This window comes from Acinetobacter sp. WY4, assembly GCF_018438165.1.
In the GTDB taxonomy this organism is placed as follows: domain Bacteria; phylum Pseudomonadota; class Gammaproteobacteria; order Pseudomonadales; family Moraxellaceae; genus Acinetobacter.
Map to the genome: position 1 here is coordinate 2593278 of NZ_CP053947.1, position 25277 is coordinate 2618554.

At 36.8% G+C, this 25277-nt stretch carries 20 protein-coding genes; 18 read left to right on the forward strand and 2 right to left on the reverse strand.

All coding sequences use genetic code 11. From position 1 onward, the window contains the following. The first annotated feature begins 78 nt into the window (after nt 1–78). Together G4D73_RS12185 and G4D73_RS12190 are read left to right on the forward strand one after the other, a co-directional pair. Nucleotides 79–1119 carry a YqaJ viral recombinase family protein gene (locus G4D73_RS12185; RefSeq protein ID WP_213686858.1) on the forward strand — a complete coding sequence of 347 codons (1041 nt, stop codon included), beginning with the start codon at nt 79–81 and terminating at the stop codon, nt 1117–1119. A 184-nt stretch (nt 1120–1303) separates the two neighbouring features. Next, nucleotides 1304–2245, forward strand: a complete 942-nt coding sequence (locus G4D73_RS12190; RefSeq protein ID WP_026444443.1) for a hypothetical protein — start codon at nt 1304–1306, stop codon at nt 2243–2245. A 66-nt stretch (nt 2246–2311) separates the two neighbouring features. On the opposite strand, the gene G4D73_RS12195 is transcribed toward G4D73_RS12190, so the two are convergent. Both G4D73_RS12195 and G4D73_RS12200 read right to left on the reverse strand, forming a co-directional pair. Next, nucleotides 2312–4012, reverse strand: a complete 1701-nt coding sequence (locus G4D73_RS12195; protein ID WP_079267142.1) for a hypothetical protein — start codon at nt 4010–4012, stop codon at nt 2312–2314. Between the two features lie 86 nt (nt 4013–4098). Further along, complete coding sequence (locus G4D73_RS12200; protein ID WP_213686859.1) at nt 4099–5196, reverse strand: DUF4297 domain-containing protein; 1098 nt, start codon at nt 5194–5196, stop codon at nt 4099–4101. Between the two features lie 165 nt (nt 5197–5361). Here G4D73_RS12200 and G4D73_RS12205 point away from each other — a divergent pair, with 165 nt between their 5' ends. The 16 genes from G4D73_RS12205 (at nt 5362) to G4D73_RS12280 (ending at nt 25271) form a co-directional block, all read left to right on the forward strand. Beyond that, nucleotides 5362–7395: a site-specific DNA-methyltransferase gene (locus G4D73_RS12205; RefSeq protein WP_213686860.1), complete on the forward strand. Its 2034-nt coding sequence runs from the start codon at nt 5362–5364 to the stop codon at nt 7393–7395. Nucleotides 7396–7397: 2 nt separating this feature from the next. Beyond that, nucleotides 7398–10385, forward strand: coding sequence for a type III restriction-modification system endonuclease (locus G4D73_RS12210; protein ID WP_213686861.1), 2988 nt, complete (start codon nt 7398–7400; stop codon nt 10383–10385). Nucleotides 10386–10433: 48 nt separating this feature from the next. Further along, a complete protein-coding gene (locus G4D73_RS12215) occupies nt 10434–11933 on the forward strand; it encodes a DUF6035 family protein (RefSeq protein WP_213686862.1) in 1500 nt (499 codons plus the stop codon). A gap of 7 nt (nt 11934–11940) precedes the next feature. Beyond that, a complete protein-coding gene (locus G4D73_RS12220; protein ID WP_126117761.1) occupies nt 11941–12945 on the forward strand; it encodes a Fic family protein in 1005 nt (334 codons plus the stop codon). Between the two features lie 187 nt (nt 12946–13132). Further along, entirely contained in the window at nt 13133–13894 is a 762-nt protein-coding gene (locus G4D73_RS12225; protein ID WP_213686863.1) for a PP2C family protein-serine/threonine phosphatase, read from the forward strand. A gap of 21 nt (nt 13895–13915) precedes the next feature. After that, nucleotides 13916–14116 carry a DNA translocase FtsK gene (locus G4D73_RS12230; RefSeq protein ID WP_039249914.1) on the forward strand — a complete coding sequence of 67 codons (201 nt, stop codon included), beginning with the start codon at nt 13916–13918 and terminating at the stop codon, nt 14114–14116. Between the two features lie 11 nt (nt 14117–14127). Beyond that, the gene (locus tag G4D73_RS12235) at nt 14128–15708 is read left to right on the forward strand and encodes a DUF262 domain-containing protein (RefSeq protein WP_228305167.1); all 1581 of its coding nucleotides are present in this window, start codon (nt 14128–14130) and stop codon (nt 15706–15708) included. Then, entirely contained in the window at nt 15701–17695 is a 1995-nt protein-coding gene (locus tag G4D73_RS12240) for a DUF262 domain-containing protein (RefSeq protein ID WP_213686864.1), read from the forward strand. The genes G4D73_RS12235 and G4D73_RS12240 overlap by 8 nt, the downstream gene beginning before the upstream one ends. A 348-nt stretch (nt 17696–18043) precedes the next feature. Beyond that, complete coding sequence (locus G4D73_RS12245; RefSeq protein WP_213686865.1) at nt 18044–18331, forward strand: hypothetical protein; 288 nt, start codon at nt 18044–18046, stop codon at nt 18329–18331. A gap of 60 nt (nt 18332–18391) precedes the next feature. After that, the gene (locus G4D73_RS12250; protein WP_213686866.1) at nt 18392–19426 is read left to right on the forward strand and encodes a DUF932 domain-containing protein; all 1035 of its coding nucleotides are present in this window, start codon (nt 18392–18394) and stop codon (nt 19424–19426) included. A gap of 181 nt (nt 19427–19607) precedes the next feature. Beyond that, nucleotides 19608–20663 (forward strand): YqaJ viral recombinase family protein, encoded by a 1056-nt coding sequence (locus G4D73_RS12255; protein ID WP_213686867.1) that lies wholly within the window; start codon nt 19608–19610, stop codon nt 20661–20663. 61 nt (nt 20664–20724) lie between these two features. After that, nucleotides 20725–21624, forward strand: coding sequence for a hydrolase or metal-binding protein (locus G4D73_RS12260; protein WP_213686868.1), 900 nt, complete (start codon nt 20725–20727; stop codon nt 21622–21624). A gap of 45 nt (nt 21625–21669) precedes the next feature. Beyond that, the gene (locus G4D73_RS12265; protein WP_228128864.1) at nt 21670–21843 is read left to right on the forward strand and encodes a helix-turn-helix transcriptional regulator; all 174 of its coding nucleotides are present in this window, start codon (nt 21670–21672) and stop codon (nt 21841–21843) included. 243 nt (nt 21844–22086) lie between these two features. Continuing rightward, a complete protein-coding gene (locus G4D73_RS12270) occupies nt 22087–22539 on the forward strand; it encodes a hypothetical protein (RefSeq protein WP_035363461.1) in 453 nt (150 codons plus the stop codon). 47 nt (nt 22540–22586) lie between these two features. Then, a complete protein-coding gene (locus tag G4D73_RS12275; RefSeq protein ID WP_016658589.1) occupies nt 22587–23786 on the forward strand; it encodes a TolC family protein in 1200 nt (399 codons plus the stop codon). A 12-nt stretch (nt 23787–23798) separates the two neighbouring features. Further along, nucleotides 23799–25271, forward strand: a complete 1473-nt coding sequence (locus tag G4D73_RS12280; RefSeq protein ID WP_016658590.1) for an efflux RND transporter periplasmic adaptor subunit — start codon at nt 23799–23801, stop codon at nt 25269–25271. The last annotated feature ends 6 nt before the right edge of the window (nt 25272–25277 follow it).

Consider the following 25277-nt stretch of genomic DNA (forward strand, 5'->3'; position numbering starts at 1 on the left):
TAATTAAACCACGTCTTCGGATGTGGTTTTTTTATGCCCTTTATTTGCCACCATCCATATAAAATGAGGAAGCAAGCTATGAATACAGCAATATTAAACCCATCCATTCAACAAGCAAGTAAACCCTTTAATGCTCCAAAATTGTTTACAGCAAAACGCTTGGTCAATACTAAAAATATGACTCAATCTGACTGGCTTGAAGTCCGTCGCCAAGGTATTGGCAGTAGTGATTGTGCAGCAGCCTGTGGATTGAATCCCTATATGTCGATGCTCGAACTTTGGATGATCAAGACAGGACGAGTCAAACAATCGATTGAAGATGAAAGTTCAGGTGTCTCTCCACTCTATTGGGGCAAGCAACTAGAGCCATTGGTGGCTGAGTACTACAGCATGCATACCAATAACAAGGTACGCAGAATCAATGCAGTGCTTCAGCATCCAGATCCTGATAAGCATTTTATGCTTGCCAATCTGGATTACTCCGTTGTGGGTAGTGATGAAGTTCAAATTCTGGAATGCAAAACAGCAGGAGAGTACGGCGCAAAACTTTGGCGAGAGGGTGTGCCTTTATATGTCTTGTGTCAGGTACAACATCAATTGGCAGTGACAGGCAAACGAGCAGCACATGTTTGTGTGCTGATCTGTGGTCATGAGACTAAAATCTTCAAAGTGACCCGCTCCGAATCCGTGATCAAACATATCATCAATGCGGAACGTGACTTCTGGGATTGTGTGGAAAAAGATATACCACCTGATGCAGATGCCAGTGAGTCGGCAGCCAAAGCCATACAGCAGCTCTATCCGCAACATATTCCGTTGACTGTTGAAGACTTGAGTCATAACGAACAAGCCAATCAATTGTTTGCTCAACTGATTCAAGAAAAGCATCACATTGAGCAGCATCAAAATAACTTTGATGAAATTAAGCATCAAATCCAGATGTTGATGAAGGATGCTGAACGAGCAACCTTTGCCACTGGTTCAGTGACGTGGAAGAAATCCAAGGACTCAATCGGTTTAGACAGCAAAGCCTTACTCAAACTTCACCCAGAAATGCTTGAACAGTTTCCGCAAAACAAAGCAGGGACACGACGCTTTCAGATCTATACCAATGACTGAATTCATCACGTCGATATTTCCAGTCTTCAAAAAAGCGCAAAAAACCACCCCCGACCTACCGACTCCCGAAGGAGCGGTAGGCCAACAATGGCGGTCTTTGCATTTCATCTGATCTTTAAACGGTTTTGTATTTGCTTACATAACAAAGGGTCAACAGTAAAATTTTATTTAGAGGAAAATTATCATGATTAAAGGTTTAGCAATCACACCACCGATCCTTGGACGTATCAGTATTGGTAAAGTTGTTGAAAAGAACGGTAAACGACTGCCTGAAAAGGACGACCAATTTACCATTACCAGTCAAATCCAAAGCAAAGAGGGGTGGATCAAACATCCGCTTGATGAGCAATTACGCAGTAAAGCACCGAATCAAAAACTCCGTACCATTCCAGTACGGATGATCTTCAATGATCCTGAACTGAATCTGAGAGCTGAGTACAGCTTATTCGACCGACAAACAGGACGGCCTGTCTGTGTAGGTAATGGTGAAACCTGCCAGCGACTCACCAATCAGGGTGTTGAGCAGCACCCATGCCCTTCACCAGACTTATGCTCATTGGCACAAGGAGGAAACTGCAAGCCCTATGGACGTTTACATGTCAATTTGGATGAAAGTGATGAACTCGGTACATTCATTTTTAGAACCACAGGTTTTAACAGTATACGGACGTTAGCTGCACGGCTCAGCTACTACCACGCTGCATCGAATGGTTTGCTATCATGTCTACCATTGCAACTCACGTTACGTGGAAAAAGTACCACCCAAAGCTATCGCCAACCTGTGTACTATGTGGATTTAACATTGAAAGATGGGGTTAATCTGCAACAAGCTATTCAAATGGCGCAAGAGATTGACCAGCAAAGTAAACAAGCAGGTTTTAATCAAACGGCGTTAGATCAGACTGCAAGGCAGGGTTTTGCCAATGCACAGTTTGAAGTCAATGCAGAGGAGGGCTTGGATTTAGTAGAGGAGTTTTATATGGATGAAAATCAAGAGACTAATATTGAACAAGCGCAGCCTTTAACAATGACGAGAGCTAAAGTAAAAGATAAGTCGAATCATGAGGATGGATTTGTGCAGGATATACAGAAAGGATTGCAGGGGAGTGTGAGGGCAATTAACTGATGTGTCTTGAGTACGGTAAAAATATTCATGTTAACTTCAATAGAATATAAGGGGGGATTACTCCCCTTATGCAAAGTCATAACTTTCGAAATTTAATAAGTCTTTTAGTTCCTTATATTTTTTAGTATCAAGCAACTTGTTTTCAGTCAGGAAAATAGTATTCGCTTGCTCTTTATAAGTTTTAATTTCCTCTCGATTCATTGCGCAGATGAAGAGCTGAGCGGAATTAGGTGTATGCTGAATAATAAAATTAATAATTTTGGAGTAGTTGAAGTCAGCCTGTTCTTGTTGATTTGGAGTGTCGATTATGATTGGGGCGAAAACTTCATTTTCTGCATTATGAATTTGTTTTAAAACAGCATAGTAGTATGCTAAAAGACCACGAGTACTTTCAGCTGCTCCACCATTCCCATGCATTTTACTATAATCACTAGATGAGGATATATTGGAAAGGTTTACCGCTGTAGCATCAAGTTTTTCAATATAACTGCTTAAACTTAATTTGAAATTTGAATTTAGTTTATCTTTTTCTTCTTTTGTTAATAATTTGGTTTGCTCTTTTTTAGAGGAGCGAATTTCGCTGTCGTATTTTTTTATTTGGATATAACTATCTTCAATTGTTTTTTGAACTCTATTATGTATTGTACTGGTAGCAATTTCTTCGAGGATATTTGGTTTATTGGGTTGAGAAATTTCATTAGCAGAAAGTGAGCTATCATATTTTTCATGAATTAACTGAATTTGAGTTTCAATTTCTTTTAAAGTTCCATTATTTTTCAATAAATTTTTATTAAGTACGCCCAGTTTATTTTTAATAGTTTCGATTTGACGTTCAGCTTCAACTTTATCGGCTAGAATAGATGCCCTATTAACTAATGAGTTATCGTGTTTTGTACCGCAAATTGGACAAGAAATATTCTCGAACTCTATATTTTCAATAGAAAATTGGTAATCTTTTTCAAGTTCTTGAGAAGCAATTAAAGCTAAATCTAGTTGATTTTGGAAATAGATTTTATCAGCATTTAATTCACTTATTTTTTTGAAAAAATCTTCTTGTTGTTGCTGTAATGCATTAAGGTCTTCATTTACTGTTTGATATAGATCTTCTAGCTGGCTAGATGTTAATGCAATAACTTTAGGGCTAGTTGGTAGGTATTCAGTAATAATATTAATGCTTGTTTCAATAGTCCTAACTTTTTCTTCAACAGATTTTTTTTCAAATTGGTTTTTAGAAATTTCTTCAAGAATTTTAAAGTACTCAGAGTTTATATAACCTGTGTGATATTTAATCACCGTGGGCTTCCAATTACGATATTGCTGAAGATTAGTAAAGCCGCTCCATGTTTGAGTCCAGCTTGATTCTTGATCAATGTAGAAAGGGAGAAAGTAATATGCTGGAGGAGGTGTTTCAAGTTTTGTTGTATCTTTTTTGTTTGGCAATAAAACTTTAAAGCCAACAATTTCAGCAAATAATTTTGAATATTCACCAGTGATCTTTTCAAATTTTTGCCAACCTTTACTTGGTTGTTTTATAAAAATAATATCATTATACCGACCAACTGCATATTCACTATTACCGATATTAAAAACTAATAAGGATCTTATATCGAAAGACTTCCATGTGGGATCATGATGGGTTGAGCAACCTAAAGTCCAAAGGAGTAGTTTAGCAAGAGTGGATTTGCCAATACTATTATCATCCCCTGTAATCAAATTAAATTTTGGGTGGAAGTTGAACTGATTTGCGGACTTTTGGGAATTTGACACGATTGTCAGTTGTTTGAACGATAAGTTTATTATGTTGTCCAATTCTTAAGTTCCTAATCAAAAGTTTGAAATTTTCGTTGTTTGGCTTAGTGTTCTTCATTTTTACAAATCAACTCATAAAAAAGCCCAGCTTTGATTACATTATCATGACTTGATGTAATCTTGTCATTTTTAAGCAGTTGTTCCATTGTTTTGTCTATGAAAGTTTCTAATCCTTCATCCTCATAAACTGAATAATTGATATTTACAATATTTTTCATTATTTCATGGTCTTGGAGTACGGCAAGGTTTTTTTGTAAGGAAGAGGAATGATAACGATGAAATTCTTTTCTAATTTTTGCTTTTTCATGATGTTTGAAATTTAGCTCATTAAGGATTTCAGTAAGCTCATTCTCGCGAACTTGAAGGTCATTACTTTGTGTAAATTGAGAAATAGTGTTTTCGACGGTGATGCCTGTTAAGCCTTTTTTTTGGATTAGATCATCCCAGAGTTTATAGTCATATGTAACAGCACCTTTAATACGTAATTCATCCATTAATAAGCGATAGATAGATTCGGCGTTATGATTTGCTCCAGCCTTAATTTTATTAACTAAACTTGTGATTTGCCCAATTGTGTATTGTTGAAATCCTTTTGCTGGTAAAGTAGGGGTAATAAATGAAAGTGTATCAGGTAAGTTTTTATCGCCGATTTCTGCATCAATAGCAACTTGAATGTCATTAATACATTCTTCATGTAAATCACCGATTTTGATGACCTCAAGATTTAAAGGTTCACCATTAAGTTGAAGTGAGAATCCACAAGTTGCCACTAAATTTAAACTGATTAATTTATCGCGATAAGGTTTATCTTTAATACCTAATAACATTTTTCCTAATACTGAATTAGAATCTTTTTTTGTACGTTTAGTTAGACTCTTATTTGTATATTTTGAAGAAGATTTATTTTTAACCTGATTGAATTCAAATTGCACTTTAGATCCATCTATTGATGAACAATAAACAACATCTTCATGCAGTTCGATAAAAACAACGTAGTCAGTTGAATTTGAATGCTCATCTAAAACTCGACCTAAAGCCCAATGATATTGATATTCGTATTTCCCATAAGTGCTAGCACCTGCTGTTTCTCGTTGAACAACAGCTAAAGGGTTTGCGGTTTTTATAGTTTTAATTTCTGCCAAAATAAATTTTCCTCTACTCTATAAGTGCAGAAAGCATTAGTATATTGATATATTTAAATTATCTTACAAAATTTTCAAATATTTTGCTTGTAAATTAGTCAAATATTTTCTCTTCTTAAATGTTAGAATATTTGCAAATTTGTGTTAAGTACCTTGTCATTTTATATGAAAACCGAACAGACCTTACCCACTGAAAAAATCACAGCGAATAGTGAGCAACTGGCTGTTTTAAAAAGTAATTTCCCTCAGTGTTTCGATAAACAGGGTAAATTTATTGTTTCAAAATTACAGGAAATTTTGCAAGCAGATGGTGTCGATCTTAGTCGTGAAAGTTATAGCTTAAATTGGTTAGGCAAGTCTTATGCACGTGTTTTAGCTAATGAACCGATCAGAACTATGCTGTCGGAAGATATTGAGCATAATCAACAAGAACAAAATAAAAACAGTCATAACTTATTGATTCAGGGCGATAACCTTGAGGTGTTAAAGCATCTGAAAGGGGCTTATAGTGAAAAGATTAAAATGATTTACATTGACCCCCCATACAACACGGGGTCAGATGGTTTTGTATATCAAGATGATCGTAGCTTTACGCCTGAACAATTTGCTGCGCTTGCAGGTGTAGACTTGGAAGAGGCTAAACGAGTTTTAGATTTCACACAAAGCAATGCTAATAGTCATAGTGCATGGCTCACTTTTATTTACCCACGTCTTTATATAGCAAAACAGTTACTTAAAGATGATGGGGTGATTTTTATTTCAATAGATGAAAATGAACAATCACAGCTAAAATTTTTATGTGATGAGATTTTTGGTGAGTCTAATTTTATCGAATGCATCACTTGGAATAAAAGAATTCCCAAAAATGATAAAGGTATAGGTAATATTCATGAGTATATTTTAGTCTATACAAAAAATTCTACTGAAAAAAAAGAATTTATCATGCCTAAACATGGCTTAGATGATATTTATGAATATATTGATAAACTTAAAAGAGATAATATTGATATTAAAGAAAGTGAAAAACAGTTAAAAAAATTCTATAAAAAACAAAGTTATGACCGAGGAATAACTTTGTATAATAACTTGGATGACAATTATGAGCTATGGGGGAAAATAAACCTTAGTTGGCCTAATGCTAATACTGTTGGTGATAAGTATGATGTGAAACATCCATTAACTGGTGAAAATGTAAAAGTGCCAGAAAGAGGGTGGAGATGGGTTGAAAGAACCTTTGATAAAGAGTCAGGACGAGTTAATGGTGAATATACCGATGTACAAGTATTGCATGATGGTAGCGTACGTACAAAAAATATTTGGTTTGCCAGAGATGAAAATACACAACCTAGTTCAATCAAATATTTAAAAGACGTTGAATATTTCTTATTGAGATCTATTATTTCACTTAAGAGTGATGGGGGACAAGAATTAGAAAGAATATTTGGAAAAAAATCAGTTTTTCCTTACCCTAAACCTACAAGCTTGATAAAAACCTTACTATTCTCTTTACAGGTAAAAAATGATGACATTATTTTAGATTTTTTTGGTGGCAGTGGGACAACTGGTCATGCTGTTCATGATTATAATGTTGAAAATAATACCAAAGTATCCTTTATATTAGTTCAACTAGATGAGGAAATAAAAACAGTTAAAGAAAATAAGGAATCACTAAATTTTTGTACTCAAAACTCATTACGTCCTAATGTTTTTGAATTAACTAAATATCGATTAAATAGTGTTTTTCATAATAGTGAAGAGCTAGTGGGATTCAAAATTTTTAAAACCTGCGATAATTTTTTACCATCATCGAATTACAGAGAGTTAAAGCAATTGACTTTATCTCAAGCTGATACTCCTCCATCTACGACTGGTTTTGATGATGCTCAATTGCAAGATATTTTAACAACATGGAAAGGTGCAGATAAAATTTTATTGTCTGAAAATCTCAATACTGTAAGTCTCGGCGATTATCTAACCTATAGTTTTGGTCATGTCTTGTATTTGGTCAATAAAGGCTTTAACACAGATGCCTTAAAAGACTTGATTCAAAAACTTGATGATGAACATGAATTCCAAGTTTCTAAATTGGTCATCCTCGGTTATCACTTTGATAGTAAATCTCAACGTGAAATCGATGAAGCGATGAAAAACTACAATAATAAAAAGTCGATTCCTGTTGATGTTGTGGTGAGATACTAATAATGAATGCAACATTACCTTTATTTGCAACACAGCAAACAAAACAGTTTCATTTTGAAGGGAACTTGCCACATCAACAACGTGCGGTAGATAGTATTCTTGCTGTGCTGGAAACGGTAACATTTACTAAACCTAATCAGCAAATGGCTTTAGTAAGTAATCCATTAGCACCCAAAGATAAGCAACTGGGATTATCAGCCTATGCGAAATCTATTGAAGCGGTGCAAAAACACAATGAAATTTTAGGACATATAGCTAAACCTGAAAGCAATGTACTCGATATTTCAATGGAAACAGGTACAGGTAAAACTTATACCTATACCAAGATGATGTTTGAACTAAATGCACGACTGAAACTGTTCAAATTTATCGTCGTTGTACCTACTCTGCCGATTAAGGCAGGTACAGTTAATTTTCTAAAGTCTCAAGCGTCACAAGAACATTTCGAAACGAATTACCAGAATAAGTCAATTCGGTGTCATGTTGTTGAGAGTCAGTCAGGTAAGAAATCTAACAAAGATTTTATGCCTCAAAGCATCCTAGATTTTGTTCAAGCACCTGATGATGGACAAACTATTCACGTACTTGTAATCAATGCAGGGATGATTAACTCAGATACGCTCAGTAAGAAGTATGACCGAGCTGTATTCGATCAATTCAGCACACCTGTAGATGCAATCGCCTCAATTGCACCAATGGTTATTATTGATGAACCGCATCGCTTTCCAACTGCACAAAAGACTTGGGGAAATATTCAAAAACTCGGTGGTCAATTTATTGTTCGTTATGGAGCAACTTTTAAGGATGATTATTATAATCTTATTTATCAATTAACCGCTGTAGATGCCTTTAACCAAGACTTGGTTAAAGGTGTAGTGGCTTATATTGAAGAATTTGAAGGTGCGAAAGACACTTCTATTAAACTCATTGATATTGATACGAGTAATAAGAAGAAAGAAGAGGCAATTTTCCAAATTAAAAAGGGAAAGGTTTCCAAAAACGTTCATTTACTTAAAAATGAGTCTTTGAGTAAGGTCGATCAGAATTTTGGTAGCTTAACCATTGATAACCTAAATAAAACCACAGTGGTATTATCTAACGGTTTAGAACTGAAAAAAAATGATGTCATTGATCCATATTCCTACAATGAAACATTGCAGGAGAAGATGATACGTAAAGCAATTACGAATCATTTCGAAATGGAAAAGGAATTAATGACTCGCCCATCTGCTAGGATTAAACCGTTAAGCCTTTTCTTCATTGATAATATTGAAAGTTATCGTGGTAAAGAAGGAGAAAAAGGGACTTTAGCTGAATTTGTTGAAGATGAAATTAAACAGCATGTCACTCGACTTTTAAAAACTGAAAAGCACGAAGCGTATCGAGAATATTTAGAGAAAACTTTAAAAGATGTTTCTCAGTCTCACGGGGGTTATTTTTCTCAAGATAACTCTGAAAAAGATGACAAAATCGAGAAAGAGATTGAAGAAATTCTGCATGATAAAGAAAGCTTACTCAGTTTAGACAACCCTCGTCGTTTCATTTTTTCAAAATGGACATTACGCGAAGGTTGGGACAACCCGAATGTATTCCAGATTTGTAAATTGCGTTCTAGTGGTGGTAAAACTAGTAAGCTGCAAGAAGTTGGTCGTGGCTTACGTTTGCCAGTAAATGAGTTTATGCAACGCGTTAAAAATGAAAACTTTCAGTTGCACTACTATGTTGATTTTACAGAAAAAGATTTTGTAAAAGAGTTAGTAGAAGATATCAACAGCAAATCATTAGTTGAGTTTGATGAAACTAAGCTGACTGATGATCTAATTGCTCAAATTTTGGATAAATATTCAAATCAGTTCAAAGATGAAGAGGCTTTACTAGAGCACCTAGATGATCTTGATGCAATTAAGCGTAATAATGACTTTAAAGAAGGCGGTTTGGAGAAGTTAAAGCAACAGTTCCCTCTAGTCTTTGCTCAAGGTCTAAAAGCAAATAAAGTACGTAATGCTGGAGATACAAAGCAGAAAGCAACTATGCGTCTTGCTAAGTATGCTGAGCTTAAAGAAATGTGGGAAACTCTTAACCGTAAAGTGATTTTGGAATACAAAATCGACTCTGAAGAGCAATTTCATGCTTTGCTCAAAGGTTATTTTGCGGCGAATTTAGATAGCTTTAAAAAGACAGGAAGTTTCACCAAAAAGCATACTTTGATTATTGAAAATAATTTGGCATCACAGCATGTTGAGCATTCGATTCATGAAGAGGTTTTACCGATTCAAACCATGACCTATGGTGAATTCTTACATGAGTTAGCTATCTCTTTAAAAGTGAATCGTAATACACTACATCAGGTTTTTATTGAGTTATTGCAAAGTCCAGATAAGCATTTGGATATAAATCAATATCTAAGCCAAAGTACAATTCGCTCTATTCGAAGTGGTTTTAATGATTATTTATTAAAACAGTCATTCCAAAGTTATCAAATAGGTTTAACTGATGTTTCAAATACAGTCCACCCTACTGTATTCACTGATGAAGAAGGTGAGCCATTAGTTGAGATAGAAAGTGCCAATTTAGGTCGAATGACTGAGGCTTTAAATATTGCAGATAATTATTTATTCAATGAACTCTTTTATGATTCACCTCTTGAAAAAGAAAATATCTGTGAAAAAGTTTCTGAAGTGTCTGTATTCACAAAGATTCCTAAAAACTCAATTCGTATTCCTATAGCAGGTGGTGGAACCTATTCTCCAGACTTTGCCTATATTGTTGAGTATGAAAGTGGTAAGAAAACTTTGAATTTATTAATTGAAACCAAGGATAAGGCTAGTTATACGTTATCGGAAGAAGAACAGCGTAAGATAAAACATGCTGAGCTTTTATTTAAAAATGTAAGAGATGATGTAGAGGTTGTTTTTAAAACTCAATTTGAGAGTGAGAAAGTCGTTGAAATTATTAAAAATGTTATTGGTAAAAAGGCTAGTAAAGGTTAGATTAAAGGCAATATTAATGTTGGCTTGATAAGCAAGTTGAGGGGATACATGAAGTTGGTTCATATTGTTGATAAAGATCAAAATATGTGGATTGATGTGAATGTATTCTTTCAACAGTCTGAAATGGAGCTGACTCAATGGCGTAGTCAAATAAGGGAGCGATATAAACGGGATAAAAACAAGCCTCATTTTACTTGCGCTTGGTGCCAATCCCCAGTGACCCTTGCCAGACGTACAGATCACATGGAGATCAATTCCTCGGCAACATTTTTTTTTAAACATATTCCTGAGTTGGAAAATAATCCAAACTTCCAATGTCCTGTAAAGCATATCAAACAGTTATCAGAGCAAGAAAAAACTGCTCTAAAGTATCAAATTGCGAAAGAAACTCAACAACATAAATTGCTGAAAGAGAACATATATAAAAGCCTTCAAGTAGATGAAGCTTTTAGTGATATTCATATTGAGCAAGTTCGTAAAAGTATTGATCTAAAGCAATGGCGTAGACCAGATGTATCTTCATTATATAAAAAGCAATTAGTTGTTTTTGAAGGACAACTTTCTACAACTTTTTTGAATGTGATTATTGATCGTAAGATTTTTTATCAAGATAACAATGCTTGCTTAATGTGGATTTTTAATCATTTTGAACCAACAGAAAAAGCGAAGAAGCAGTCAATGCAAGATATTTACTACAACAATAATGCAAATGCCTTTGTAGTGAATGATTCTACAGTCGCTCAATCAATTAAAACAAAAGTTTTTACTTTAGAGTGTCATTATTTAAAGCCTGAAATAAAGAATAATCAAATCATTAATCAGTGGAATACTGAGTTCGTCGAATTCCAAAACTTAGTCCAGAACGAAGCTACAAAGCAAATATACTTTTTTGATTATGAAGCTGAATATCAAAAGCTAAAGCAAAAATTAGGCTTACGTCATAGTTATTTACAAGAGAGTAAGAATCAAAAAGATAAACTAAAAGTTCAGAAATATATCGAATCACTAGAACAGGTTGATCTTGATACAAAAGTTCCATCAAAAACTAAATCTGAATTATTGGTCGAGTTTACTAAACTATGGATAAAAACTCATTACCTTACCGATAGTCAATTCAACTTTCAGTGGTTTTCCATCCGTAAAGAGCTTGAGCTAATGGGTATTAGTACACCTAAATACATTTTACATGCACCCTATAAAACAGTGGTCAACTCAATTTTAAGTGCAAAATTTGGTTACGTTGTAGGTAACAATATTAATGATATGGTGAGTGTAGCTCATAACTTGATGGAACATCATCCAGCTTACATTAAGCATTTGATGCTTACTTTAAAAGTAACAGGCAAACCCGATTTATTAAACGAGAGAGATAGTTCGGGTAAATGGAAAGAGCGTTATAAAAAATATGTTCAACAGCCAGAAGAGTTTAAAATTTATAAACATGATTTAAATCAATTTATTGAATTTTTAGTTCCTGAGTTTGAAGGACGCTTAATTGCTTGGGGTGAAAGCTGTGAACTTCATTCAAAAATAAATTTACCAAAGTAGGTCTATTATGAAATACCAACCGCCTTATACCATCACCTCAAAAATCATTCATCTAATTGCACAGATTAGTGAGAATATAGGGCGCTTGACTGTTTTAGAAGAAATCCAAGACAGCTTAAAACTACGAAAAGCTAATCGTATCCGTACCATTCAAGGTTCACTGGCGATTGAAGGTAACACCCTCAGTACCGAACAAATCACGGCGATCCTGAATGGTAAGACCGTAATTGCACCTCCGAAAGAAGTACAAGAAGTTCGTAATGCCATTAAAGCCTATGAAGCCTTTCAGCAATGGAAACCGAGTCAAGAAGCAGACTTGTTACAAGCGCATCAAATTTTAATGACTGGCTTAATTGATGAAGTCGGTCAATACCGTCATGGTGGTGTTGGTGTGATGTCAGGTGATCGCGTAGTACATATGGCTCCTCCAGCTAATCAAGTACCACGCTTAATGATTGATTTGCTGGAGTGGTTGAATGATAGTGAAGAGCATCCATTGATCCAGAGTTCAGTATTCCACTATGAATTTGAGTTTATACATCCATTTGCTGATGGTAACGGTCGAATGGGTAGACTATGGCAAACATTGATTCTTAGCCGATGGAATCCAATCTTTGCCAATATTCCAGTTGAAAGCTTGATTTACCAAAATCAAAAAGCTTATTACGAAGCATTGCAAGCAAGTACAGGTCGTACTGATTCAGCCCCGTTTATAGAATTCATCTTACACATGATTTTAGATGCCATTCTTAGTTCAACTGATACCGCTCAAGATAGCGATCATGTTACCGCTCAAGTTAACGTACAAGTGAGCGACCAAGTTCAGCGTTTACTTTCGGCAATGAAGCAAGAAGATTATACTTTAGCTGAATTGATGCAATTGGTTGGATTAACTCATCGAGCAACATTCCAAAGGAATTACTTAAATCCTGCAATAGAAGCAGATTTGATTGAACGTACTATTCCAGATAAACCGAAAAGTCCGAAACAAAAGTATCGTCTTAAATCATGATTTAGCTTGAAAAATATTTTATTACATCTTTGCTTAAGTAGTTAGACATGAATGAGAATCAAAAAGCGTAAAGTAAGTTTTTAAATAAAAAATTTATTATTAATCAATAATTTATTTAATATTTTTCTTGATTGTGTTATTGGGGTTTGGTAAAAATAAAATCATTACCACGTGTGAGATCGGTGTGATGAGTAATTTTGAAATGCAAGGTCTGACATGGAAGGCAAGATCGAAGTATCAACAAGATGCCATATTGATTGAAAATAAGGTTATTCAACATGATGGGCTGATCAGTAAACTTTACAGCCATTCTGAAACAGAATTATGGTGTGTTGCTGTGGCAGATGGGATTAGCAATAGTCCAACAGCTGATCAAGCAGCCTATACGGTCTTAAATGCTTTAACGCAAAATAGAAAGTTAGAACAATATCAAGCATTCGCTATTCAGCAATATCTTGTAGATCAATTGGCAAATCAAAAATGTAGTTTGGGAGCCAGTTCAACACTGGCATTAATTCATAATGACACCAGACAAGGTTTTGTGACTATTCAACATATTGGGGATAGCCGAGTATATTTGTTTAGTCAGCATGATCAAAAATGGCACTGCCTAACAAGAGATCATAATTACCTAGAACAATTAAGAGAAAATGGTGAAGTAAAGGAAGGAGAAAACTATGCCAGTATTTATGATGCATTATTACAATACTTTTGTGCTGATCCCTTACATGAAGTGATGGACTTTACAATAGCAGAAGAATTCTTAACTCAAAATGATGTCCTGTTGGTCTGTACTGATGGCGTACATGACGTGATGGAGTGTACGGAATGGCCTTCTTTAAAAGCAGATATGGAACTCCGGACGTGGCTATTAGAAATGAAAGAGTTATTACATTCGAAGCAGGCCTATGACAATGTCAGCATGGTTTTAGTACGAGCAAAAAATTAATTTATTGGTGATGGGGAAATTATGCAATCAGATGATCTTTTTGAACGTGCCAAATTATTTACTGAAGAAGTTGGTGTTGTTTCGGTGTCTAGTTTGCAACGTAAGTTTTTAATTGGGCATACTCAGGCAGAAAAATTACTTAAACAGTTAATTAAAGAAAATATTTGTGAGAGCCATTTTGTACAAGGACAAGGCTATATTTCTCAAGATTATTCGAAGTAAAAGGGGTTTATGTGGTAATTGAACAAGCTGTAAGAATTGCGAATGATTTAAAGATTCAAGATCAAAAAGATGTATCGGTAGCACTATTGAGCTTTAAAAAATTAGCTAGTGTGGAATGTCCCCTTACACTCGATAACTATCAGCGTGCTTATGTTTGGGGAGTTGATAAAGTTACCCAACTTCTAAATGATTTGTTGTCTTTTATTCAAGAGAGTCGCGATGACGATGCCTATTACATGGGCACTTTATTATTACATCGGAAAATTGGTGAAAAACAGACGGCCTTGTGCGTGATTGATGGGCAACAGCGCCTAACCTCACTTGCTGTATTGTATTGGTTTCTAAACAAGCAGTTACCTTCTCATATTCAATTCTCATTTCGCTCATCTCGTTCAATGGTCAATGTTCAGAAAGCGAAACAGGCAATACAACACTGGCTTTCTGAAAACAATTTAGAGATGGATAAGTTAGTTAGTGTATTTGATCGTCTCTGTTTCACTGTAATCATCGTAACTAGAGAAGATCTCGCTTTTACTTTTTTTGATACACAGAATAATCGTGGTGTGCCCTTAGGCAGTACAGATTTACTTAAATCTTTTCATTTACGTGCTATTCATAGTGACGATGCACAAATAGATGAGCTATTGCAAAGCCACTGTGCTTCACGTTGGGAAAAAGTGCAAGTACAAGGTGAGTTTGGAAAACTTAGTTCCAATCATGACTGTGCACCTGAGCTTTTTCACTATTATTTATGGCGAGCACGCAACTGGACTGGAAATCAGGTTGCTGATTTAGCAAGTAAAAATGAAATGCTTTCTCATTTTGGAGAGCGTACTAAAATCACAAAATTGGGAGAAGTCATACTGTATCCTGCAGGTACAAACCAATGGGGACAGTCACTTAGACTTAACCATACTAATGACTTTTACTTAACTCCAGTCAGTCGTCAATTAGGTGTGCAATCGGCATATTTACCATTTGCACTACGCCAACCGATCAGCCGCGGTGTAGGCTTTTTCTTATATGCTGAAAAATATGCAGCAATGCTTAATTTGCTTTTGCACAAACCAAGTATAGATCTTGAAATCCAAGCCGTGCAGCAATTTTACAATCAGGTAGTGAAGACTCTTTCTGATTACTTACAAAGTTTATTCCGTTTGTGTTTGTTGGTTTATTTTGATCGTTTAGGTAGCAAAGGGTTATTGCGTTTTGCTTTATGGCTTGATCACAGGATTGGTGGAATTCGTTTATCTCAAGATGATATTAGGCGAGAGACCCCTATTAAATTTTTAAGAGATCCTAAACGTAATTTGCTTGATGTTATTGCCTATGCTTATGAGTGTGATGATGTCATTGATTTTTTGAAACAAGTGGATGTAAGCAAAACTTATAGTTTGCATGAGGGTTGGTTGAAGCACATTAAAAGCAACCGACTTGTACAAGAACGTTATGTTGCTGCAATTGCCAAATATTACAGCATTGAAAGCTTGGAAAAGAAAACAGCAGAGTGTATTGAGCGTTCTGTAGAAAGCCAGTTGTCTAAACAAAAAAAACAAATTGATTCAAGGTTTAAAGGAGCTGCTCATGTCTGAGTTTCAATCTAACTTAATTACTTTGAAGGATGTTATTGATCAACAATACTTTTTTAACATTCCAATTTACCAGCGCCTTTATGTTTGGGGTAAAGAGCAAATTCATACTTTGCTAGACGATATTGTTACTGCATGGTTGGAGGGTAAAAACGAGTTTTATTTGGGTGGTACTTTAGTTATTGAGCGAGCTGTGAATGAACTTGAGGATATACGACATTTCGACTTGATCGATGGGCAGCAACGTTTTACCACTTTATGGCTTATTGGTGTGGTCTTAAGAGAGCATTTGGCTGCTTATACACAAGTGGATACCAAACAGGGTAAGCGTCAACGTATTAGTTTTTCAATTCGGCCACAAGTGACTAAATTCTTTGAAAAAGTATGTGAAGGTTTACCAGCTAGCTTGCCAGAAGCAATGCAATTAGAGGATGCCTTGCAAGAAATTCAAGCTTATTTTGACAACTACTCTGATAAAAAAGCATCAATAGATAAGCGGTCACTTTCTAAGTTTATTCTAAATAAGGTACAACTGATTCTTACTACAGTACCAGAACACACAGATTTGAATAAGCTTTTTGAAGTCATCAACAATCGAGGTGTACAGTTACAACACCATGAAATATTAAAAGCCAAGCTATTAGAACATATTAGTTCACAGGAACGCGAAGCATATGCTTTGTTGTGGGATGCTTGTGCCAATATGAATGGCTATGTTGAGCGTCATTTAAAAGCAACAACCAAACTCGATACGGTTTCTCTTTATGAAAGAAAAGTAGATTTTAAGAATGGTCAAAGAGAGCAGTTGGCTAATGCAAAAGCCGTTTTAGATGAATTGAGAGAAATCACTAAGGTTTCAGATGATCAAAGCATGAAGCTTGAAGATATTTTGAATCAAACAGAAATATTTACGACTTCAGAAAATGATCCAGGTGAAGATATAGATTCAGGATTACCTGATAGAGTCACCAGTATCATCACATTTTCAATGCTGTTGCAGCATGTGTTAAGGATTTACTTGCAGCAGAATAACATGGCCAAACATCAGGATATTGAGAAAATTTCTGACAAAGATTTGTTGCTCATATTCAAAGAATACTGGCTTGATGAGAAGCCGAAGGAAACTGATGTTAAACAGTTTTTTGAATTGCTTTGGGAGGTGAGATATCAATTCGATAAGCATGTCATTAAATGGATATTGGTTGAGGAAGAAAAACAACACTCGATCCGTCGCATGCGTATTAATTACAACAAGAAGCAAGATGCTTACTATCTACAGCGCGAAACTGCTGATGCTTCACCAGATTTTGCATTACTGCAAAGTATGCTCTATCACTCACAGCAAATGACAACGCAGTATTGGTTAACACCTTTGTTGAAATTTTTATTGGAAAATCATTCAGATGGTGCGGAGCTTTATTTACAGCATCTTGATAATCATTTGTTATGCAGTCGAGTTCATGAATCACTTATAGATCGGACGCGTCGCTTTTTACAAAACTTATGGCATGAAGAAAAACTTATTGATGCAAAAGAAAGTTTAGATCAAAAATATGAAAATGGTACTCAATACCCGCATTATTGGTTCTATAAGTTGGAATATGTGTTGTATCTCAAACATAAAAGAATGAATAGTCGGCTTGTTGATAATTTCCGGATAACTTCTAAAAACTCAGTTGAGCATGTTACTCCACAAAATCCTGGGCAAAAGCAAGATGAAATTCCAGCTGAAATATTGCATAACTTTGGTAACTTGGCATTAGTGACTAAGAGCATTAACTCAGAGCTAAGTAACGATGGGTTTAGTGTTAAAAAAGAAAAGTTTAAACAACGCCATAAGGGTAAGGGGGTTTCTTTAAAGCTAGAAGAAATCTATAAAAATGATCATTGGCATGAACATGAAATCAGCTATCATCAAAAACAGATGATTGAAGATTTTAATGAATATATGCAGTTGATAGGTAGTAAAGTTAGTTGTTTTGAAAAATGAGTTTATACAGTAATTTATTTTATTTTTTTAAATAAGTTTATAAAGATTAGTGTCTTGATGAATAATTCTGGTACGCGCTGAGAGAAGGGCGGCTGCATCAACTAGAGCAGCAAGCTTTGTCTATTTTTAGTCAAATGTATCGTTATTATTTAAAAACATAAGAATTTTGATAATTATGTCCTTCCTTCATTATCTCATTCTGTGAATGGTTAGAATCCTATTCTAATTTATTTCAGATATATAACATCCTAATGAGAATCATGAAACTCTTTTGAGTACACATGAAAATATGAAAACAAAGCCTGCCATCGTGCAGGTTTTTTTATGCCCAAAATTTGGAGTCGAGCTATGAGCTTGAATTGCCCCTTTTGTCATTCAACGAGTGTCATCTTTATTCAGACGAATACATCACCATCAAATACAGCACTATCTAGTCTTGGGACACCAGCAACATTAGCAGCTTTGGGAACTACCGTGGCGAAGACATTCAATCTACCGCCGATTGTCGGTGGAATTGCAGGAACGGTACTAGGGAGTGTGTTGAATTCATTTACCGAGCAAAGAGCACCATCTCAGCAGAATTTATGTTTTTGCAGTAACTGCTACCAAAAATTTCCGACCCACCTTTTGCAATAAGCATTGAACTGTATCAAAACCGATTCAAATTTCATTTTTCAAATTAAAAGGAATACAACTATGGCACATCAAATTGAACAAATGGCTTATGTCGGACAAACACCTTGGCATGGTCTTGGCAATCAGCTGAGTCAGAACCAGCCGTTGGAGGTCTGGGCAAAGCAGGCAGGCATGGATTGGCGCATTGAATCATCCAATGTTAGCTACATGGCACAGAATGAGCGTGGGCAAAGCATTATCATGCCTTTTGAAGAACAACGGGTCTTATATCGTTCTGATACACATGCACCGCTGTCTGTCGTCAGCCAACGCTATCAGGAAGTTCAGCCGATGGAAATTCTGGAGTTCTATCGGGATCTTACTGAACAATCGGGTTTTGAATTAGAAACTGCTGGTGTGTTGAAGGGTGGTAAGAAGTTCTGGGCTTTGGCAAGAACAGGACAGAGCACTGCTTTAAAGGGCAAGGATATCAGCAATGGCTATATCCTTCTCGCAACCGCATGTGATGGAACATTGGCAACTACAGCACAATTTACCAATATCCGTGTGGTGTGTAATAACACATTGGCGATTGCTTTAAGAGATCAACGCAACAGCGCAGGCGTGGTTAAAGTGCCGCATAGCACCCGTTTCGATTCAGACAAGGTCAAACAGCAACTTGGCATTTCAGTGCGTACATGGGATGAACACATGTATGAAATGAAACAGCTCACACAACGTAAGGTCAGTCAGCAAGAAGCTAAGGCTTACTTTGATGCGGTGTTTAACAATAGCACCATGTCAATCGCTGATCCTGAGGAGAACATTATCCAGTTCTATCGTCAGGTGGCACAAAATGCCGAAGCGCAAAACAAAGCTGAACCCAATGGTAAAGCCATGACTAAAGCTTTGGAGATGTTTAATGGTCAAGGTCGAGGTGCGGAGCTCTCTTCTGCTAAAGGTACTGCTTATGGATTACTGTGTTCGATCACTGAATTTGTTGATCATGAACGTCGTGCCATGAGTACTGATCATCGTTTAGATTCAGCTTGGTTTGGTGCAGGTGCAGGACTCAAGCAACGAGGGTTAGAACAGGCTCTGTCTTTAATCGCCTAAGCTGAACTTAACCTTTACCCCGCAAGTAGTCCCAACAATCGCTGATCACAGCACTCAAGTAATTCTCTCAATTTATCCAACAAGCATAAACCATGTATAGCGCCATACCCGACCTCGTGTCGGGTATGGCTTTTCTATGCCTGTCTTTTTTACAACAACTCAGATTTATAAGGGTAGAAATATGAATCAAATGACACCAATTTCACCATCAACCAACACGATGACAGCAAAAGTCATTTCCTCAAACCTCAGTACTAAACGTAGCAGTGGCGCAAAGCGTCTGGTGAATACTAAAAATATGGAATATCAGGATTGGCTTGAAGTCCGTAAACAAGGTATTGGCAGCAGTGATGCAGCAACGGCATGTGGCTTGAACCCCTATATGTCGATGCTAGAACTATGGCTGATCAAAACAGGTCGTCAGAAACAGTCCATTGAGGATGAAAGCTCAGGTGTTGCACCGTTGTATTGGGGCAAGCAACTTGAACCTTTAGTGGCTGAGTATTACAGCATGCACACCAACAATAAGGTACGTCGTGTCAATGCCGTGCTTCAACATCCTGATCCAGATAAGCATTTCATGTTAGCTAACCTAGATTACTCCGTGGTAGGCAGTGATGAAGTACAAATCTTGGAATGTAAAACCGCAGGCGAGCGTGGTGCAAAACTCTGGCGTGATGGAGTGCCTCTATATGTGCTATGTCAGATACAACATCAGTTGGCTGTCACAGGTAAACAATCAGCTCATGTCTGTGTCTTGCTCTGTGGTCATGAAACCAAGATTTTTAAAGTGACCCGTTCTGAATCCGTGATTGAACACATCATCAATGCAGAACGCTACTTTTGGCAATGTGTGGAAACCGATACACCACCATCGGTTGATGCTAGTGAATCAGCAGCCAAAGCAATACAGCAATTATATCCAGCACATGTGCCACTATCAGTTGAGGACTTCTCAGCCAATGAGAATGCCAACCTCATGTTCGACAAGCTCATCAAACTCAAAGAACAGATTCAGCATCAGCAAGAACGCTTTGATCAGCTCAAGCATCAAATCCAAATGATGATGGAAGATAAGGAGCGAGCAGTGTTTGCCCGTGGCTCAGTTGTCTGGAAGAAAGCTAAGGACTCGGTGGGGCTAAACCTCAAAGCAGTGTTAAAGCATCAACCTGATCTGATCGAGCAGTACCCACTGGAAAAGCAGGGCAGTCGTCGCTTTAACATCTATACAGACTAAACAACCAAAATTCACCAGCTCTCTATATTAGATAGGGAGCTTTTTTATTGAAGGAATAAATATGATTAAAGGTCTTGCAATCACACCGCCTACGCTTGGTCGTATCAGTATTGGCCGTGTTATCGAAAAGAATGGTAAACGTCTGCCCGAAAAAGACGATCAATTTACCATTACCTCACAAATCCAAAATAAGGAAAGTGGATGGGTGAAACATCCGCTGGATGAACAGCTCCGCTCTAAAGCACCCAATCAAAAGCTCAGAAGTATTCCAGTCAGAATGATCTTTAACGATCCTGAACTGAATCTACGAGCGGAATACAGTTTATTTGATCGTCAGACAGGACGTCCCGTTTGTGTAGGGAATGGTGAAACTTGTCAGCGACTGACCAATCAAGGGGTAGAACAACATCCATGCCCATCCCCTGATTTGTGTCCATTGGCACAAGGCGGCAACTGTAAACCTTATGGACGTTTGCATGTGAATTTAGATGAATCGGATGAACTAGGTACCTTTATCTTTAGAACTACAGGCTTTAATAGTATTCGTACTTTAGCTGCTCGATTGAGCTACTACCATGCTGCCTCCAATGGCTTACTTTCCTGCCTACCATTGCAATTGACCTTGAGAGGCAAGTCGACGACACAAAGCTATCGTACACCTGTGTATTACGTGGATTTAACACTCAGGGATGGTGTCAATCTGCAACAAGCGATTCAAGTGGCGAAAGATATAGATCAGCAAAGTAAGCAAAGAGGTTTTAATCAACATGCTTTAGATCAGATGGCACGGCAGGGTTATAGTAATGCACGGTTTGAGGTGAATGCTGAAGAGGGATTAGATTTGGTGGAGGAGTTTTATGCTGAAAGCCCGCAACAGCAGGATCAGAAAAAAGTTAATGACTTAACGCAATGGAAGGATATTCAGAAGGGTTTGCAGGAAAGTGTTCAGACTTTGAATTAAGAGATAAGGCATCAATAGGTGCCTATTTTTATATCCTAGAAAGAGGTGATTAGAGTAACTGCCTTGAGTCGATCAACAATTTACGCCATGATGGATCAATATTCGCCATACTACGATCCAACTTTCCCAAAGAAAGTGAAAATTACCCAAAATATAATAGCTTGGTCTGTTTTAGAAATTCATCAATGGATTGAAAGTAAACTGGCGAGCCGTGAATAAGATGGGAGCTTAGGCTCCCTTATTTTTTTGTTTTCTTGTAGACTGAGTTTGATTTTTAGCCTAAGTGTTCTGAATGAAAACAATAGGCTACTACAATAAACATGCAGAAGAATTTACTCACTCAAGAGCTTTGTTATATTTGAAGCATAAATTAGATTCTAAAAATGAAAAAGGTGTTTCATTGATTTACATTTGAAATCTGATTGAGTATCCTTTCATTAGATTTAAGAGATTCCATTGATGATGCTCACCAATAAGTTTACAAAACTTATTATTGTGTTTGTCCTGTTTTTGTTTGCTATAACAACGACGGGGATTTATACGTGGGCGCCAGTTTTGGTTAAAAATCTCGATCATCATCATGAAGTGGTTATTTCAGCCGATACTGCTGCAGACTCTAGCCAATGGTCATTAGCCCATATTGATGATCAGCCAACGACAGCGCAAGAAGATACAAAAAATCACAGCTGGAAAAGTTATGATGAACCGCAATTTCATCATACTGTAAAACCGATTCAAGCAGTTGATCAAGTCTCTATAGATCCTGTTTTCCTCATTAGCTTTCTGCTACCTCTTATCCTGTTTTTCCTGCATTATTTTGAACGTCTGATTCGAATATTTGATGTCAGAAAGAGACTGGATTTTTTATGTAATTCTTATACATATTCAAAGTCATTAATCGTCCTTAGAAATTGATTTTCCTATACAAGAAATAATTTTCATTTTTTTGTATAGGTAGAATTATGTCTAAAAAAACACAGCTTTTTATAGCCTGTGGTCTAGCTGTAGTATCGATATACGCAAATTCAGCGTCAAATTATGCACAGCTTCAACAACAGGTCATAGCAAATGACTCTATATTAAAGAGTTTGCAGAATTCCCAAACTGCTTTTGAAGTAAATCAAAAATTTGCTGGCAAATTGAATAATCCAACATTCAATGCCGAATTGGATAATCTTGGAAATTCCAAGTTGAAGGAGTTAGATGGTCCTTCAACCATGATTGGCTTATCGCAAGAGATTCCACTCAATAACAAACGTGCATTGCGTCAGCAGGTTGCAGGTTTTCAAGGCAATACCAACGAATATGAAATCGTAAAAAGACAGGCTGACTTAAAAGCTGATTTACGCATTTGCATGTCAAATTGGTTTGTTGCATCACAACGTGCACAGATATATGCGACAGAAAGTAAACTCAATGCACGTCAAGCAAATGTATTGAATGAAAAATTGAAATTCGGTCGAGTCATTCCTTCTGAAGTTCAACTAAGTTCAGCATTGTCTTCTGAGTCTAAATTACGTCATTCCAATGAGCTAAAAAAGATTCAGTATCAGAAAAATTTATGTTCTAAATTCATCCCAGATTTACCTAACCAAGCCGTTGAAGTTCCTTTAACAATTAACTTTTCTGACAAAACCAGTTTAAGCGAGCGTGAAGCAAGCTTAAAAAGTCAGCTTGCAAAATCTCAATTTGAGTTAGCAAAAAAAGAAGCTGTACCTGATATCACGGTAGGTGTTGGTGTTCGGAACTATCAAGAAACCAATGACAAGGTATTTCTAGTGTCAACGTCCATACCGCTTCCCGTGTTTAACCGTAATAACGGCAAAATCGCTATTGCTCAAGCAGAGCAAAATTATGCGGAGATACGTTCTGCACTCACTGCTCGAAACACAAAAATTGAATTAGAAAATAAACAAATTCAGATTTCAAATCTGATTGATGCCATACATCAGTATGACAAAACCTTGCTTCCCGCGACCAATGAAAGTCTTCGTATTGCTGAAATGGGTTATCAGGCAGGGAAAATTTCACTGCTTGAATTCAATAGCATTAAACAAATTTGGCTAGATAAGCATTTGGCTCGTTATGACCTGTGGTTGGCTTTGCAAAATGAAATTGCCGAAGTTGAACGCAATTATGTCACTGATTTAGCGAAGGAATAAGGGGGAGATACAATGAATCAGCCTAAGAATATATTGATTGCTTCAGGGGCAATTGCATTACTGGTGGTGCTTTGTGCGATTGCTTGGTACAAAACATCGAACAAGCCTGTGACATCTGAACATGGGGAAGCTGTGGAAGAAAAAGCGGCAGTTCCTGGGGATGAAAAAGGGCCTCATGGCGGTCGCTTATACCGTGATGGTGATTTTGCGGCAGAGGTGAAGATCTTTGAAGAAGGTGTAGAGCCACACTTGCGTGTGTATGGTTATTTCAAGGATGAACCATTAAAGCCATCTGAGCTGCAAGCCAATATTTATATTAAGCGTTTAGATGCCGAGCAAAACATCAGTTTTACACCAGAAAGTGATTACTTGATTGGCAATGAAATTGTCTATGAACCACATTCATTTCTAATGATCGTTAATGTGAGTTATCAAGGCAAAAAACATAGCTGGAAATGGGATACCAAAGAAGGCCGTGTCACGATACCAGACTCCAGTTTAAAAAGCAGTGGATTAGAGGTGCTGAAGGTTCAGCCAATGCAATTTGAAACTGCGTTGGAGCTCAAAGGTGAATTGAAGTTTCCAGATAATTTTGAAAGCTTTGTGACACCAAAAGCAAGTGGCACATTGCTGAAAACCTATCGCTCGATTGGAGATAAAGTCAATCAAGGTGATTTGCTAGCAGTGGTGCAAAGTCAGGAACTGATTCGTATCTCTGCAGAACAAAAAATTGCGCAAGATAATTTACAATTTGCCCGAAAAAAAATGGAGCAGGAGCGAAGCTTGTGGCAAAAACGTGTTTCACCAGAAGTTGACTATATCAATGCGAAGCGTGAATACGATGATGCACTTGTCCGTGTGAATGAACAAAACAGTTTAATTCGTTCTTATGGCGGGGCAGGAAATGGTACGATTGAAGTACGTGCTGCTATGTCGGGTACAGTCCTAGAAGTTCTTGGAGCTGTGGGGGCAAATGTGAACCCATCAACACCACTTTTCAAGATAGCCAATACATCTCAGCTTTTGGCTGTTGTCAATGTGCCAGCAGATAAACTGAATTTGATAAACCCAAATAACAAAGTAACAGTAAAAGCTGAAGCACCGAATACGGAAGAAGCGCTAGGACGTATTAAATATATTAGTGATGTTATTGATCCTAAAACTCGTACTGCACAAATCTTTGTCGAAATTCCGAATCAGTTTAAATGGCGTTCAGGTCAGTTGATTAGCGCTCATATTTTTGAAAAAGAAAGTATGAAAGCCATGGTGATTCGTGAAGATGCTTTACAGAACTTCCGGGATTGGGATGTGGTGTTTATTCGTGTAGGGAATGATTTCGAAGCTCGTCCACTAGAGTTGGGGGATAAATTTAATGGTTTCATCGAGGTGAAATCAGGTTTAAAACCTGGACAACTTTATGCAGCAGGCAATTCTTATTTACTAAAAGCTGAGCTAGGTAAATCTGGCGCTTCTCATGATCACTGATAAGGG

Excerpts from the sequence above, each read along its gene's own strand:
- G4D73_RS12230 (WP_039249914.1), top strand. The coding sequence starts at position 13,916 with ATGCAATCAGATGATCTTTTTGAACGTGCCAAATTATTTACTGAAGAA.
- G4D73_RS12255 (WP_213686867.1), top strand. The coding sequence starts at position 19,608 with ATGAATCAAATGACACCAATTTCACCATCAACCAACACGATGACAGCA.
- G4D73_RS12190 (WP_026444443.1), top strand. The coding sequence starts at position 1,304 with ATGATTAAAGGTTTAGCAATCACACCACCGATCCTTGGACGTATCAGT.
- G4D73_RS12270 (WP_035363461.1), top strand. The coding sequence starts at position 22,087 with ATGCTCACCAATAAGTTTACAAAACTTATTATTGTGTTTGTCCTGTTT.
- G4D73_RS12205 (WP_213686860.1), top strand. The coding sequence starts at position 5,362 with ATGAAAACCGAACAGACCTTACCCACTGAAAAAATCACAGCGAATAGT.
- G4D73_RS12220 (WP_126117761.1), top strand. The coding sequence starts at position 11,941 with ATGAAATACCAACCGCCTTATACCATCACCTCAAAAATCATTCATCTA.
- G4D73_RS12250 (WP_213686866.1), top strand. The coding sequence starts at position 18,392 with ATGGCACATCAAATTGAACAAATGGCTTATGTCGGACAAACACCTTGG.
- G4D73_RS12245 (WP_213686865.1), top strand. The coding sequence starts at position 18,044 with ATGAGCTTGAATTGCCCCTTTTGTCATTCAACGAGTGTCATCTTTATT.
- G4D73_RS12185 (WP_213686858.1), top strand. The coding sequence starts at position 79 with ATGAATACAGCAATATTAAACCCATCCATTCAACAAGCAAGTAAACCC.
- G4D73_RS12225 (WP_213686863.1), top strand. The coding sequence starts at position 13,133 with ATGAGTAATTTTGAAATGCAAGGTCTGACATGGAAGGCAAGATCGAAG.
- G4D73_RS12210 (WP_213686861.1), top strand. The coding sequence starts at position 7,398 with ATGAATGCAACATTACCTTTATTTGCAACACAGCAAACAAAACAGTTT.
- G4D73_RS12280 (WP_016658590.1), top strand. The coding sequence starts at position 23,799 with ATGAATCAGCCTAAGAATATATTGATTGCTTCAGGGGCAATTGCATTA.
- G4D73_RS12275 (WP_016658589.1), top strand. The coding sequence starts at position 22,587 with ATGTCTAAAAAAACACAGCTTTTTATAGCCTGTGGTCTAGCTGTAGTA.
- G4D73_RS12260 (WP_213686868.1), top strand. The coding sequence starts at position 20,725 with ATGATTAAAGGTCTTGCAATCACACCGCCTACGCTTGGTCGTATCAGT.
- G4D73_RS12240 (WP_213686864.1), top strand. The coding sequence starts at position 15,701 with ATGTCTGAGTTTCAATCTAACTTAATTACTTTGAAGGATGTTATTGAT.
- G4D73_RS12215 (WP_213686862.1), top strand. The coding sequence starts at position 10,434 with ATGAAGTTGGTTCATATTGTTGATAAAGATCAAAATATGTGGATTGAT.